Annotated in this window: 12 protein-coding genes; 6 read left to right on the forward strand and 6 right to left on the reverse strand. The window is 62.0% G+C overall.

Annotation, left to right across the window (positions count from 1 at the left end):
• Nucleotides 1–24 precede the first annotated feature (24 nt).
• The 5 genes from SJY32_RS16325 to SJY32_RS16345 all read left to right on the forward strand — a co-directional run bounded on the left by SJY32_RS16325 (nt 25) and on the right by SJY32_RS16345 (nt 5,359).
• A complete protein-coding gene (locus SJY32_RS16325; RefSeq protein ID WP_376878213.1) occupies nt 25–1,044 on the forward strand; it encodes a D-cysteine desulfhydrase in 1,020 nt (339 codons plus the stop codon).
• Nucleotides 1,045–1,049: 5 nt separating this feature from the next.
• Nucleotides 1,050–2,255, forward strand: coding sequence for a DegT/DnrJ/EryC1/StrS family aminotransferase (locus tag SJY32_RS16330; protein ID WP_376878216.1), 1,206 nt, complete (start codon nt 1,050–1,052; stop codon nt 2,253–2,255).
• Nucleotides 2,252–2,938: an aspartate/glutamate racemase family protein gene (locus SJY32_RS16335; RefSeq protein WP_376878219.1), complete on the forward strand. Its 687-nt coding sequence runs from the start codon at nt 2,252–2,254 to the stop codon at nt 2,936–2,938. The genes SJY32_RS16330 and SJY32_RS16335 overlap by 4 nt, the downstream gene beginning before the upstream one ends.
• A 101-nt stretch (nt 2,939–3,039) precedes the next feature.
• Nucleotides 3,040–4,344, forward strand: a complete 1,305-nt coding sequence (hisD, locus tag SJY32_RS16340; RefSeq protein ID WP_376878222.1) for a histidinol dehydrogenase — start codon at nt 3,040–3,042, stop codon at nt 4,342–4,344.
• Nucleotides 4,337–5,359, forward strand: a complete 1,023-nt coding sequence (locus tag SJY32_RS16345) for a YeiH family protein (protein WP_376878225.1) — start codon at nt 4,337–4,339, stop codon at nt 5,357–5,359. Before hisD ends, SJY32_RS16345 begins: the two co-directional genes overlap by 8 nt.
• 21 nt (nt 5,360–5,380) lie before the next feature.
• On the opposite strand, the gene SJY32_RS16350 is transcribed toward SJY32_RS16345, so the two are convergent.
• From SJY32_RS16350 to SJY32_RS16375, 6 genes are read right to left on the reverse strand one after another with little or no spacing between them, the layout of a single operon-like run.
• Nucleotides 5,381–6,571, reverse strand: coding sequence for a M24 family metallopeptidase (locus SJY32_RS16350; protein ID WP_376878228.1), 1,191 nt, complete (start codon nt 6,569–6,571; stop codon nt 5,381–5,383).
• Nucleotides 6,564–7,820 carry an amidase family protein gene (locus SJY32_RS16355; protein WP_376878231.1) on the reverse strand — a complete coding sequence of 419 codons (1,257 nt, stop codon included), beginning with the start codon at nt 7,818–7,820 and terminating at the stop codon, nt 6,564–6,566. The genes SJY32_RS16350 and SJY32_RS16355 overlap by 8 nt, the downstream gene beginning before the upstream one ends.
• Nucleotides 7,817–8,470, reverse strand: a complete 654-nt coding sequence (locus tag SJY32_RS16360; RefSeq protein ID WP_376878233.1) for a DUF2848 domain-containing protein — start codon at nt 8,468–8,470, stop codon at nt 7,817–7,819. Before SJY32_RS16360 ends, SJY32_RS16355 begins: the two co-directional genes overlap by 4 nt.
• A gap of 12 nt (nt 8,471–8,482) precedes the next feature.
• Nucleotides 8,483–9,763 carry a TRAP transporter large permease gene (locus tag SJY32_RS16365; protein ID WP_376878236.1) on the reverse strand — a complete coding sequence of 427 codons (1,281 nt, stop codon included), beginning with the start codon at nt 9,761–9,763 and terminating at the stop codon, nt 8,483–8,485.
• Nucleotides 9,760–10,293 carry a TRAP transporter small permease subunit gene (locus tag SJY32_RS16370; protein ID WP_376878239.1) on the reverse strand — a complete coding sequence of 178 codons (534 nt, stop codon included), beginning with the start codon at nt 10,291–10,293 and terminating at the stop codon, nt 9,760–9,762. The genes SJY32_RS16365 and SJY32_RS16370 overlap by 4 nt, the downstream gene beginning before the upstream one ends.
• A gap of 10 nt (nt 10,294–10,303) precedes the next feature.
• Nucleotides 10,304–11,341 carry a TRAP transporter substrate-binding protein gene (locus SJY32_RS16375; RefSeq protein WP_376878242.1) on the reverse strand — a complete coding sequence of 346 codons (1,038 nt, stop codon included), beginning with the start codon at nt 11,339–11,341 and terminating at the stop codon, nt 10,304–10,306.
• A 139-nt stretch (nt 11,342–11,480) separates the two neighbouring features.
• Here SJY32_RS16375 and SJY32_RS16380 point away from each other — a divergent pair, with 139 nt between their 5' ends.
• Nucleotides 11,481–12,338: a LysR family transcriptional regulator gene (locus SJY32_RS16380; protein WP_376878245.1), complete on the forward strand. Its 858-nt coding sequence runs from the start codon at nt 11,481–11,483 to the stop codon at nt 12,336–12,338.
• Nucleotides 12,339–12,345: the final 7 nt, after the last annotated feature.

Here is a 12,345-nt window from a genome sequence, read left to right on the forward strand (position 1 = left end):
GTGTCATCACTCAAGGAACATCACATGCATCTCGCCCGCTTCCCGCGCGTCCATCTCGCGCATCTTCCGACCCCGCTTGAGAAGATGGACCGCCTGTCGGCCGAACTCGGAGGGCCGGAAATCTGGATCAAGCGCGATGATTGCACGGGCCTGTCCACCGGCGGAAACAAGACGCGGAAGCTCGAATTCCTGATGGCCGAAGCCTTGGCTATGGGCGCCGACACGGTCATGACGCAGGGCGCGACCCAGTCAAACCACGCCCGCCAGACCGCCGCATTCGCCGCAAAACTCGGCATGGGCTGCCATATCCTGTTGGAAGATCGCACCGGCTCCAACGATCATAACTACAACGATAACGGCAATGTGCTTCTCGATCATTTGCACGGCGCGACGACGTCCAAACGCGCAGGCGGCATGGATATGCAGGCCGAGATGGAGCTTGTTGCCGAAAAACTCAAAGCAGAAGGCCGTAAGGTCTATCTCATTCCGGGTGGCGGCTCCAACGCGACGGGCGCTTTGGGCTATGTGAACTGCGCGTTTGAACTCATGGGCCAAGCCAATGATCGCAGCCTGCGCATCGATCATATCGTCACCGCGACAGGGTCTGCGGGCACACAAGCCGGCCTGATTACCGGTCTTAAAGCCATGAACGCGAATATCCCGTTGCTCGGGATCGGCGTTCGCGCGCCCAAAGAGAAGCAAGAAGAAAACGTCTTCGCGCTGGCACAAAAGACGGCTGAGAAGCTCGGTTGCCCGAATGTCGTATCGCGCGGCGATGTGATCGCAGACAGCAGCTACGTCGGCGCAGGCTACGGCGTGCCCCGCGAAGACACGATCGAAGCGATCCGCATGTTCGCACAGCTCGAAGGCATCCTGCTCGATCCGGTTTACTCCGGCAAAGGCGCGGCAGGCCTGATCGATCATTGCCGCAAAGGCACGTTTAAGAAGGGCGAGCGGATTGTCTTCTTGCATACCGGTGGCTCAACTGCGCTGTTCGGGTATGACTCGGTCTTTGCCGAGGGCAACCAAGCGTTGAAAGTGTAATTAAGATGGCCCGAGCGACATTCACCAAAAGCTTTACCCAGCAATTGCCGATCCCTGATGACGCCATCGAGGCGGCCGTCGCGGTGATGCGCTCGGGCCGTTTGCACCGTTACAACACTGCCGCCGATGCGGCCGGCGAGACGGCCGATCTGGAACGCGAATTCGCCGCATGGCAGGGCCAGCCCTATTGCCTCGCGGTGGCGTCCGGCGGGCAGGCGATGCAGATCGCGATGCGCGCAAGCGGCGTTCAGCCCGGCGATCTGGTGATGACGAACGGCTTTACCCTCGCGCCGGTTCCGGGCGCGATTGCCGGCGTCGGGGCGAAAGCGGTTTTGATCGAAATCACCGATGATCTGGTCATTGATCTCGATGATCTTGATCGCAAGGCAAAGGCAACCGGTGCGCGCTATTTGTTGCTGTCACACATGCGCGGACACCTGTGCGATATGGATCGTTTGATGCGGATTGCCGCCGCGCACAGCATGACGATCATCGAAGATTGCGCGCATACGATGGGCGCGCGCTGGAACGGGAAGCTCTCCGGTTCCTTCGGACTGGCGGGATGTTTCAGCACCCAAACCTACAAGCATATGAACTCCGGCGAGGGCGGCTTGCTGACCTCAGACGATCCTGATTTCATGGCGCGGGCGACGATCCTCTCCGGCTCCTATATGCTGTTTGATCGGCACGGCGCGGGCCCCGCGACAGAGGTCTACGACGATATCAAACTCGATACACCCAATTGCTCGGCGCGGATGGATAACCTGCGCGCCGCGATTTTGCGCCCGCAGCTGCGCGCCCTGAATCAAAGCATCGCGGATTGGAACGCGCGGCACGATTTGGTGGCGGAGATGCTGGCGACCAATCCCGCGATCCACCTGCCCAATCGCCCCGAGGCAGAGCTCTACGTCGGCTCCTCGATCCAGTTTTGCTTGCCCCACATCACACCGGACGCCGCTCGCGGGTTTATCGCGCATCTCGCGGCGGTGGGCGTCGAGGTCAAATGGTTTGGCGCGTCCATGCCCGTTGGCTTCACCTCGGCGCATCAAAGCTGGCGCTATATCGCGGCGCAAGCCCTACCCCAGACCGACCGGATCTTGGCGGGCCTGTTCGATATGCGCCTGCCGCTGACCTTTGATCTGAAGGATTGCGCGCTCTTGGCCGATCACATCCTCGATGCGGTAGCCATGCTGAAACAGGAGCGCGAATGATGCGGCGGATCGGGATTTTAGGCGGTATGGGGCCGGAAGCCACCATCTTGATTATGCAAAAGATTTTGGCCGGCACACCCGCAAACGACGACAGCGATCATATCCCGCTCATCGTTGATCAGAACACGCAGATCCCCTCGCGGATCAAACATTTACTCGAAGGCGGAACGGTCGATCCCTCGGCGGCCTTGGCCGATATGGCGCGGCGGTTGGTGGCGGGCGGCGCGGACGTGCTGGCGATGCCGTGCAACACCGCGCATCACTACGCCGATGCGATCCGCGGCGCGGTCAGCGTGCCGATGCTCGACATGATCGAGCTGTCGTGCGCCCATGCGGCGAGCCTGTCGACCAATGGTCTGGTCGGGGTGCTCGGATCGCCGGCGGTGCGGAAGGTTGGGCTTTTTGACGGGCCGTTGGCGCGTCACGGCCTCAAAGCCATCTATGCCGAGGATGAGGACGCAACCCTCACCGCCATCCGCCAATTGAAATCCGTCGGGCCAAAACCCGAAGCGCGTGCGATTTTGACAGCCGCCTCCGAAGCACTTTGCGCGCGCGGCGCGACCGTCCAGATGATTGCCTGCACCGAGTTTTCTCTGATCCCCGAGTCGGTCTCCCCGCAGGCGACCGCCTTCGACACGCTTGACCAGCTGGTGAAAGAAGTTCTGCTGCAAGCGAAAGCTTAACCGGTGGGCGCGGTGGATTTGACCGCGCGCCACTGCCTCCCGCCGCCCCGATGCCCCCAGATTTACTGGCAGCATCCGGCAAAAAATTGAGAGCCAATGCCATGATCTATTTGAAAAAAGCCGACCGCACCGCAGAAACCGATCAGGGCGATGTGCATGATATCGTTGTGAAAATGTTGGGCGAGATTGCGGAAGGCGGCGAGGAAAAGGCCCGCCAATACGCGCGCGATCTGGATAAATGGGCGGGCGATATTGTGGTCTCCGCCGAGCAACGCGCCGCGGCGGCGGCCTTGGTGCCCGAGAAGCTGAAAGCAGATATCCGCTTCGCCCATGCCAATATCAAACGCTTCGCCGAGGCACAGCGCGCCACCGTGACCGATTGCGAAATCGAGATCCTTCCAGGCCTGATCGCGGGCCAAAAGCAGATCCCCGTCTCTGCGGCGGGCTGCTATGTTCCGGGGGGGCGCTATTCCCATATCGCCAGCGCGATTATGACGATCACCACTGCGAAAATGGCCGGCGTGCCCCATATCGCGGCGTGCTCGCCGCCGCGCCCGGGCGTTGGGATTCCGCCGGCGATCCTATTCGCGATGGATCTGTGCGGCGCCGATGAAATCCTCTCGATGGGCGGCGTGCAGGGCGTGGCGGCGATGGCGAACGGGCTCTTTGGCCTTCCCAAAGCCGATATCCTCGTCGGCCCCGGCAACCAATATGTTGCGGAAGCGAAACGGATTTTGTTCGGCCATGTGGGGATTGATATGTTCGCAGGCCCGACCGATAGCATGGTCGCCGCCGATGCCACTGCCGATCCCGAATTGGTGGCGATGGATTTGGTGGGTCAGGCGGAGCATGGCTATAACTCGCCCGTCTGGCTGGTGACATCTGACCGCGCCTTGGCGGAAAAGGTGATGGAGATCGTGCCGGGGATGATCGCGTCCCTGCCCGAGCCGAACCGATCCAGCGCCGAGGCCGCGTGGCGCGATTATGCCGAGGTGATGCTGTGTGATGATGCAGAGGATATGGCGCAGGTCTGCGATCAATACGGGCCGGAGCATTTGCACATCCAAGCCGCCGATCTGGATTGGTGGCTGGGGCGCCTGCGCTCCTACGGATCGTTGTTCTTGGGCGAGGAAACCACGGTGGCGTTTGGCGATAAGGCGTCGGGCCCGAACCATGTTTTGCCAACCTCGGGTGCCGCGCGCTACACGGGCGGTCTTTCGGTGCATAAATTCATGAAAACCGTCACTTGGCAGCGCGCCACACGGGACGGTGCGCGCCCCTTGGCCGAAGCCACCGCGCGGATTTCGCGGCTTGAAGGGATGGAAGGTCACGCACGCTCCGCCGATATCCGCCTCGCCAAGTTTTTCCCCGACGAGACCTTCGATCTGAGCGCGGCAGATGAGTGAGGCCCCGCAAATCGGCGCGCCTCTTTCCAAGCAGCGTCAAGCGATCGAGTGGTTCCATCTGCATCGCGGCGGGATCATCCTCGCCACGACCATCGCGCTGGCCTCCAGTTTCCTTGATGAGCATTACGGCGCGCCTGCCATGCTATTTGCGTTGCTCATCGGGATGGCGTTCAACTTTATGAACGAAACCCCGCGTATGGCCGAAGGCATCGCCTTTTGCGCGCGCGATCTGTTGCGGCTCGGCGTTGCGCTTTTGGGCCTGCGGCTGACCTTTGCGGATGTGTCGCAATTGGGGATCACGCCGATCATTGGCGTGGCGGTGATGCTGGTGCTCACCTTGCTCGGCGGCGTGCTCTTCGCGCGGTTGTTCGGGCGCAGCACCGCTTTTGGTCTGCTGACGGGTGGCTCGGTCGCGATATGCGGGGCATCGGCGGCGATGGCGATTGCGGCAGTTTTGCCGAAAAAACACCTCAAAGAGGAGGACGTCTTGCTCACGGTGGTGGGCGTCACCGCGATGTCGACCATTGCGATGATCGTCTATCCGATGTTGTTCAAATCGCTCGGTCTGGCCGATATTGAAAGCGGTTATATGATCGGGGCGACGATCCACGATGTCGCACAGGTCGTCGGCGCGGGCTATTCGGTCAGTGATACCGCCGGCGACATTGCCACCTTCACCAAGCTGTTGCGCGTCGCACTTTTGCCGGTTGTCCTCTTGGCGGTGACAATCATTTTCCGCAAGGAATCGGGCGGCACGGCGGGCCTGCCATGGTTCGTTGTGGCCTTCATCATCTTGATGATCGTCCGCAATTTCGTTCCCTTGCCGGAGGCGCTCCTGAGCTTTGTGAACGATGCTTCACGGTTCTTGCTCGTCGTCGCCATCTCGGCTTTGGGGGTCAAAACCTCCCTGCAAAAGCTCTTTGCGCCGGGGGTGAAGGGGTTGGTTTTGATCGCGGTCGATACCGTGTTCTTGTTGGCTCAGGCGATCATCTTCGCGCATATCTTCCTGCTTTAAGGTAAAAGACGGCGCGCGAGATCACAAGGCAATGACCTCGGTCGGCGCCGTCAGCATCAATCGCGCGCCGTCGTTCGTTATGCAGATCATCTGCCCCAATGCGGCGCCACCATGGCCGGGCACAAATAGATTTGGATGTAATTCCAATATCATCCCCTCTCGCAGGAGGGGGCCATCTTCCTTCGGCATGGTTTCGGGATAGGCGCCAAACCGTTGCGGGAAAGCGGCGGTCAGGCCCGGTTCCTCATAAGTCAGGCCAAGACCGTGCCCCGTTCTGAACTGCCGCAATTCGGCAAATCCAAACGCGGTCGCCGATAGGTCCGTCGCAGCCGCCATCGCGCGCACGGCGTCCGACACCGGGTGATCGGGGCGCAGCGCGGCGAGCCCTGCGTCAAGCGCGGTCTGCACATGGGCGTGCATCTGCGCAATCGTATCGGGCACCGCGCCGATATGCCCCATTCGCAGGCCATGCGCCCAATGCCCGTCCACCGTCAGCGCAACGCCGAACAGCATTTGATCCCCCAAAGCCGCCGCGCGCCCCGTCTCCTCGGGCCAATAGCGCGGATGATCGGCTTGCGGGCGCAGCGTGAGCCACGTGCGGCAATACTCGGCCCCAAGGCGCAGGGCGGTATCCTCCAAAATACGCTGACTTTCACGCCCCGTCCGGCCGATCTTGATCGCCTCCGGCAGCGCGGCAAACAGATGATCGCAGATCTCCGCTCCGGCCTGATGCAATGCGATCGCGGCGGGCGCCTTGATCTGGCGCGCGGCATCCAAAACGGGGGTGAAATCCTCACCCCCTGCCAAAATCGGGGCCAGCGGCTGATAGAGCCCCATCGGCATCTCTGCCTCGCCGATCAAGACGGGTGCCTGCCCCGCCAGAAGATCGCGCAGGTGTTGCGGCCAGAGGGCCTGCGGGAGATATCGCGGCGCAAGCTCGGGCACGGTCTCGCGCGCGGCGGGCTCCATGAAGGGGCTCGTGAGCAACAGATGGCAACCGGCCCGCGTCATCACCAAAAGCGAGGCGGATTCGTGGCTATCCCAGCCGGTCAGAAACCGCATACCGCCATGCGACCGCGTGCCCCCGCCAAGCGCGCTGCCCATGCCGAAAACGACCACGGGTCGCCCGCCCGCCGCCGCCATGATGGCCGCGCGGCGCGCAGGGAGAATTGCCGGATCGCGCTGGCGGAGCGTCAACGGCGGATTACGCATCCGCCAGATCGGCCTCCATCGCGAATGCTGCCGCCAACAAGGCCGCATCGTCGCCGCCCAAGCCCGTGAGCATCGCGCCAATCAGCGCATCGCCTTTGCCAAACGGCAGGCTGATGCTGCATCCGTCCATCACATTTGCAAGGCTGGTGTTGCGCAGGGCAAGCAAGTTGATCCGCGTGAACCCATCGTCGTTTGCGACATCCTCAAACCGTGGCGCTTGAATGGCGACCGTGGGCAAAAGCACCAGCGCATCACCAAGCTGCGCGCGGAAGGCGGCGATCAACTCTGCGCGCATCGCCAAGGTCGCGGCGAAATCGGCCTCGGAGACCTCGGCACCGCGCGCCATCCGTTGCCGGACGCGCGGGTCCATCTTGTCGCCATGCTCGTCCATCCGCGCCTTGAAGCGGCGAAGGCTCTCATAGGCGCTAAACTGCCAGACGGGCAGGTTTTTGTAGTCGTTGAGAACCGGTAGCTCGGCTTCGCGCACTGTCCAGCCCGCGGCGTCAAGCGCCGCGCGCAACGCGGCAAAGCCCGCCGTCACGGCCGGATCGAGATCGCTCATCCCGAAATTCAGCGGCACGATCAGCTCGCGGCGCGCGGGCGCGATCTTGGTCGCATCGCCCAAAGTCGTCTGGCCCGACATAACTTGCCACGTGGTCGCGCAGGTCGCGACATCGCGCGCCATCGGCCCCACGCTATCAAGACTCTCGGACAGGGGCATCGCCCCGTCCAGAGGGACGCTCATCTGCGAGGGTTTAAACCCGACCAACCCACAAAACGCCGCCGGAATCCGCAAAGACCCGCCGGTGTCGCTGCCCAACGCGATATCCGCCAAGCCGGAGGCAACGGAGACCGCGCCGCCAGACGTCGATCCGCCCGGAATACATCCCGGGAACAAAGGGTTCTCCGGCGTGCCATCATGCGGGTTGAGGCCAAGGCCGGAATAGGCCAGTTCCGTCATCGTTGTGCGCCCGATCACGCGCGCGCCCGCATCGCGCAGCCGCGCAACCGCCACGGCATCCGCTATCGCGGGCGCGGTATCAGCAAGGAGAGGGCTCCCCGAACGGGTCACTTCGCCCTTCAGATCAAACAGGTCTTTGACGGACAGAACCTGCCCCGCCAACGGCCCTGCCCGGCCCGCATCCTGTGCGAAAGCCTCGGGCAGAAGCTTGGTGAACACCGATGTGCTCGCCTTCGCGCGGGCGATGCGATCGGCATCGGTCATTGCAGGTGTCAGGGGCGTTGTCATGCGATCACCGGTAGGGTTTCCGTTTCATAGTGCATCGTGATTTCACGACCCAGAACCGGATCTGTCAAGCGCATGCGGTAGGCGGCGGCTTCACGCACCCCGCCGATCGCGCCCAACGTGCCGCAAAGCATCGCGCCACCTTCCGGCAGGTTTGCACCCGCAACGAGATCCATCAGGGGGCGGATGCTGGCCAAAGTGCCTGTTTGATACACAACCCAAGCGCCGTTCTCGCGGATGTCGCAATGCAGCTCCAACGCATCGAGGTGGTCTTTCACCTCGGCCAACGGCCAGATCTGCGAGGCAACCGGCTTGGCGCAGGCCTGCTTGGAGGCGGCAACAGAATGCGCCTCCAGCGGACGATCGGTGTGATCCGACCCGAGGCCGAGCCAGAGCTGACCGCCTGCGTTCATCACCAGCGGCTCAACCTCGCCCGAGGTGCCCGGGCCGACAACTTCGACGCGCTCGCCTTGCTGCAAAAGGTTCGACGAGGTGCGGTAGAACAAAGGCACGGTTGAGGGCGGCGCGACGCCAATGGCCGCGAGTTCTTCAATGTGATGCGTGACCTTCGCCGCATCGCGCCCTGTCCAGCCCGCGACGACCAAATGGCGAATATCAAGCGTAACCGGGCCGGTAGGTGTTTGGAATTGCATCATAACCTCGATTTATAGGGAGTCAGGCAGCCAAAGGGCCAAGCCGGGAATAAGAATAAGAAGGCCAACCATGCCGAGCATCACCATGACGAAGGGAAGCGCGCCTGCGACCACCTCCGACATCGATCCGCGGCCACGCGCGGCTTGCACGACGTATAGGTTGAGACCAACAGGAGGGGTGATCAGCGCCATCTCGATCAACACGATCATCAAGATGCCGAACCAGATTTTATCATAGCCGAAGCTCTCGATGATCGGCACAACGATCGGGATTGTCGCCACCATCAACGACAGTGTTTCGATGAAGAACCCGAGCACGATATAGATCAGCACGATCACCATCAGCGTGCCGAACGCGCCAAGGCCCAGACCTTCAAGCAAGGCTTGCAACTGGCGGCTGATGCCAAGAGCGGTCAGCGCGAAGTTGAGAACATAGGCGCCGATAACCACCAGCATGATCATCGCCGTGGTTTTCACCGTGCCGCGCAATGCTTCGTTGAGCATCGAAACCGTGAGCGCACGGTTGAGCGCCGCGATGACCAGCGCAAAGACCACGCCGAGAGCGGCGGATTCTGTTGGCGTCGCGATGCCGGCGTAAATCGTCACGACAATTGTCGCAAAGAGGCCCAGAACCGGCAGCAAATCGGGCAAGCTGCGCAAGCGCTGCGACCATGAGAACGCAGGCCGCTCGCCGCCCAAAGAAGGCTTCCACATGCACAGGGCCACAACAACGGCCATGAACAGCACCGCCATCAAAATGCCCGGCACCAACCCCGCAAGGAACAGCCGTGGGATCGACGTCTCGGTGAGGAAGCCGTAAACGATCAGGTTGATCGATGGGGGGATCAAGATCCCCAAGGTGCCGCCCGCCGCAATTGCGCCGGTGAACAGGCGCGGATCGTATCCGAGCCGGTCGCCCTGCGGCGATGCCACGGTTGCCACCGTCGCCGCCGTGGCAACCGAGCTACCGGAGGTGGCGGAAAATAGGGTCGATGTCGCGATATTGGCGTGAATCAACCCGCCAGGCAGCCACGAGAGCCAGCTGTTCATCGCGTTATAGGTGCGCGCCGCGACGCCGCTGCGCACAAGTATTTCGCCCAGCATCACGAAGAATGGAATAGCGATCAGCGTGCCCGAGTTGGACGACGACCAAACCACCTGCCCCAGACCGCGCATCAACGGGAAGGGCGAGAAGAACGCATCCAGCCCGATCGAGAGCAGGATCAAAACGATGCCGACAGGGATCGACGCCAGAAGCAGGCCGAATAGACCCGAAAGTGTAAACAGGATCATATTTCCCCCTTGAAGCCAGCGGCCTCATCCACGGCGGCCCAGTTGCGTTGAACCATGAACACCAAACCCGCCGCCATCAGCACCAGCGCCGAGACCGCGAACCAAAGCCAGCCCGCAAGCCACAAGGTCTGCGGCCACGCCAGAGGTGTCGCCAGCGCGGTATTGGCCCGCGCATCATTGGCGAGGGTGGAGGCCAAAACCCCCCACCCGCGCCAGCCGATCATCACGGCCGTCGCCGCGAGAGCACCCAAAGCCAGAAGATCCATGCAAGCCCGCCCCGCAGGCACAAATTTGTTCCGGATCAATTCGATACGCACATGCGCCCGCTCAGTGAGGGCGTAGCTCGCCCCCCAAGCGGAGGTGATGGCCATCGCATATCCCGAAATTTCGTCAGTGCCCCCCAACGGATGCGAGATGGCCCGCATCACGACATCCGCGAGAATAGCCGCCACTGTCGCCAGCAACATCACACCCGCCGCGACGGCGATATAGCCGTTCACCCGCGCAAGAGTTTGGACAAGAGCTTGCATGATCCCCGCCTCAGTTCGCGCTAAAGGTCAGGCCGGAGACAGCGCCGACGCTCTCGTTCCAACGCTGACCCCAATCGCCGCCCGCACGTTCCGACCACGCCGGAAGAACTTCCGTGACCAGAATATCCTTGACCAGAGCCTCATCCGCCTCGGTCACAGCAACCAGCGTCATATCATGCGCCTCGCCCATCGCGCAGTCGCCCTCGCCCGTCAGGCAAGCGATCTCGGATGTCATATTTGCCTGCGCTTCGGCCCAAGTCGGGGTCTCGACTTGCTCGATAAACGCAGTGGTGATTGCGTCTTGCGTGGCGGTATCCATCGCGTTCCAACGCTCAAGGCGGATAGCGGCCACGACCGGATCCCAGCCACCCAATGCCAACGGCAACAGATGCGTGGAAACTTCCCACCAGCCCGCGCTATAGCCAGACCCCGCGCCGGTCACCGCGCAATCAACCACGCCGCGCTGCAACGCGCCGGTGACTTCGCCAAACGCCATCGTCACCGCTTCCGAACCGAGCTCCTCGAGCACATTCGCCGTCATGCGGCCCGATGCGCGCACCTTCAAACCCTTGAGATCTGCGAGGCCTTCGATGGGCTTGTTGCAAAAGACGATTTGCGCCGGATAAGGCGCGGTGCCGATGACATGGGCGTTAAAGACGGAGGCGAAAATATCATCCATCATCGGGCGCGCGGCGTCCATCGCCGCCTTCGCCGCATCGGCGTCCTTGGCGACCAAAGGCACATCCAGACCTTCCAGCGCGGCGCTATCGGACACGGCGTAATCCGCCGCCGTCATGCCAACATCAAACACGCCTTGCGACATCATGCGGAACACGTCGCCGCCCGCGATGCCCATCTGATCATGCGTGGTCAGCGCAACGGCAAGCTTGCCATCGGTGACTTCCGGAACGGTCGTCGTCCAGAACGGCGCCTCATAATTCTTGTGCAGCGCAAGGCCGCTCCAGCTTCCGACGACGGACAGGCTGTCTTGCGCCTGCGCGGTGGTGCCCAAAGCGAGCGCGGTGAGGGTGAGTGCTAGTTTTTTCATGGGGGAGAACCTCTGTTGGGATTGGCCGCTATTGTCACAGCCTTGTGACAAAACTCCGCTGTCGGGGCAATTCTGTCAAATTTTAGTTTTTGATCTAAAGTGATAACGTATAGTTATCACGAACCAACGGGAGGCGTGAATGAATTTCGATCAGATCAAAACATTTCTCGCCGTGGCGCGGCTTGGCGGTGTGCGGCGCGCGGCGGAGGCCCTGAGCCTGTCGCAGCCCGCGATCTCGAACCGCATCCTTGCGCTGGAGGAAGATCTCAACCTCACCTTGTTCGAACGCGGCGGCGGCGGGATGCGGCTGAGCCGCGCGGGGATTTTGCTGATCCCCCATGCGGAAGTGCTGGAGCAGACAATGAACCGCATCCGGTCCGAGCTTGTGCCCTCCGAGATGCTGGAGGCGGTGCTGCGCGTCGGGGTCGTCGAGACAGCCGCCGAGAGCTGGCTGGCGGAATTTCTGGCGCGGTTCCATCGCCGCTATCCGCGCGTGTTGGTGGAGGTGTCGGTCGATATTTCGGTGAACCTGCGCGATCAGATTTTGGAACGGTCCCTCGATTTGGCCGTGTTGATGGGGCCGATCTCGGAATATTCCGTGACCAATACCACCCTCCCGCCGGTCGAGATGGGATGGTTCAAACAGGCGGGGACACCAGATCCCGATCTGGCAAAAACGCCGGTCATTACGTTTCACCGCAAATCCCGCCCGTTTCAAGAGATCCACGCCCATCTCACACGGTTGCACGGCTCGGGCGTTCGGGTCTTTCCCTCAAGCGCGCTCTCGACGGGGTTCGAGTTGGTCGGCGCGGGCATTGGCGCGGGGGCTTTCCCGACGCGCGCGTTGCTCAAACGGATGGAATCCGTGCAGGTGGCGCGGTTTGATCCCGGATGGGCCCCAAACCCGATTGCGCTCTCGGCCTCTTATCTGCGCGAGCATGAGGGGACGCTCATTGAGCAGGCGGTTAAATGTTTTCGCGAGGTGGCGGATGGGTGACGCCCTG

This window comes from Albirhodobacter sp. R86504 (assembly GCF_042466415.1).
In the GTDB taxonomy this organism is placed as follows: domain Bacteria; phylum Pseudomonadota; class Alphaproteobacteria; order Rhodobacterales; family Rhodobacteraceae; genus Albirhodobacter.

Bases quoted from the DNA above. Each gene is read 5' to 3' on its own strand.
- SJY32_RS16325 (WP_376878213.1), top strand. From the start codon at position 25: ATGCATCTCGCCCGCTTCCCGCGCGTCCATCTCGCGCATCTTCCGACC.
- SJY32_RS16330 (WP_376878216.1), top strand. From the start codon at position 1,050: ATGGCCCGAGCGACATTCACCAAAAGCTTTACCCAGCAATTGCCGATC.
- SJY32_RS16335 (WP_376878219.1), top strand. From the start codon at position 2,252: ATGATGCGGCGGATCGGGATTTTAGGCGGTATGGGGCCGGAAGCCACC.
- hisD (WP_376878222.1), top strand. From the start codon at position 3,040: ATGATCTATTTGAAAAAAGCCGACCGCACCGCAGAAACCGATCAGGGC.
- SJY32_RS16345 (WP_376878225.1), top strand. From the start codon at position 4,337: ATGAGTGAGGCCCCGCAAATCGGCGCGCCTCTTTCCAAGCAGCGTCAA.
- SJY32_RS16350 (WP_376878228.1), bottom strand. From the start codon at position 6,571: ATGCGTAATCCGCCGTTGACGCTCCGCCAGCGCGATCCGGCAATTCTC.
- SJY32_RS16355 (WP_376878231.1), bottom strand. From the start codon at position 7,820: ATGACAACGCCCCTGACACCTGCAATGACCGATGCCGATCGCATCGCC.
- SJY32_RS16360 (WP_376878233.1), bottom strand. From the start codon at position 8,470: ATGCAATTCCAAACACCTACCGGCCCGGTTACGCTTGATATTCGCCAT.
- SJY32_RS16365 (WP_376878236.1), bottom strand. From the start codon at position 9,763: ATGATCCTGTTTACACTTTCGGGTCTATTCGGCCTGCTTCTGGCGTCG.
- SJY32_RS16370 (WP_376878239.1), bottom strand. From the start codon at position 10,293: ATGCAAGCTCTTGTCCAAACTCTTGCGCGGGTGAACGGCTATATCGCC.
- SJY32_RS16375 (WP_376878242.1), bottom strand. From the start codon at position 11,341: ATGAAAAAACTAGCACTCACCCTCACCGCGCTCGCTTTGGGCACCACC.
- SJY32_RS16380 (WP_376878245.1), top strand. From the start codon at position 11,481: ATGAATTTCGATCAGATCAAAACATTTCTCGCCGTGGCGCGGCTTGGC.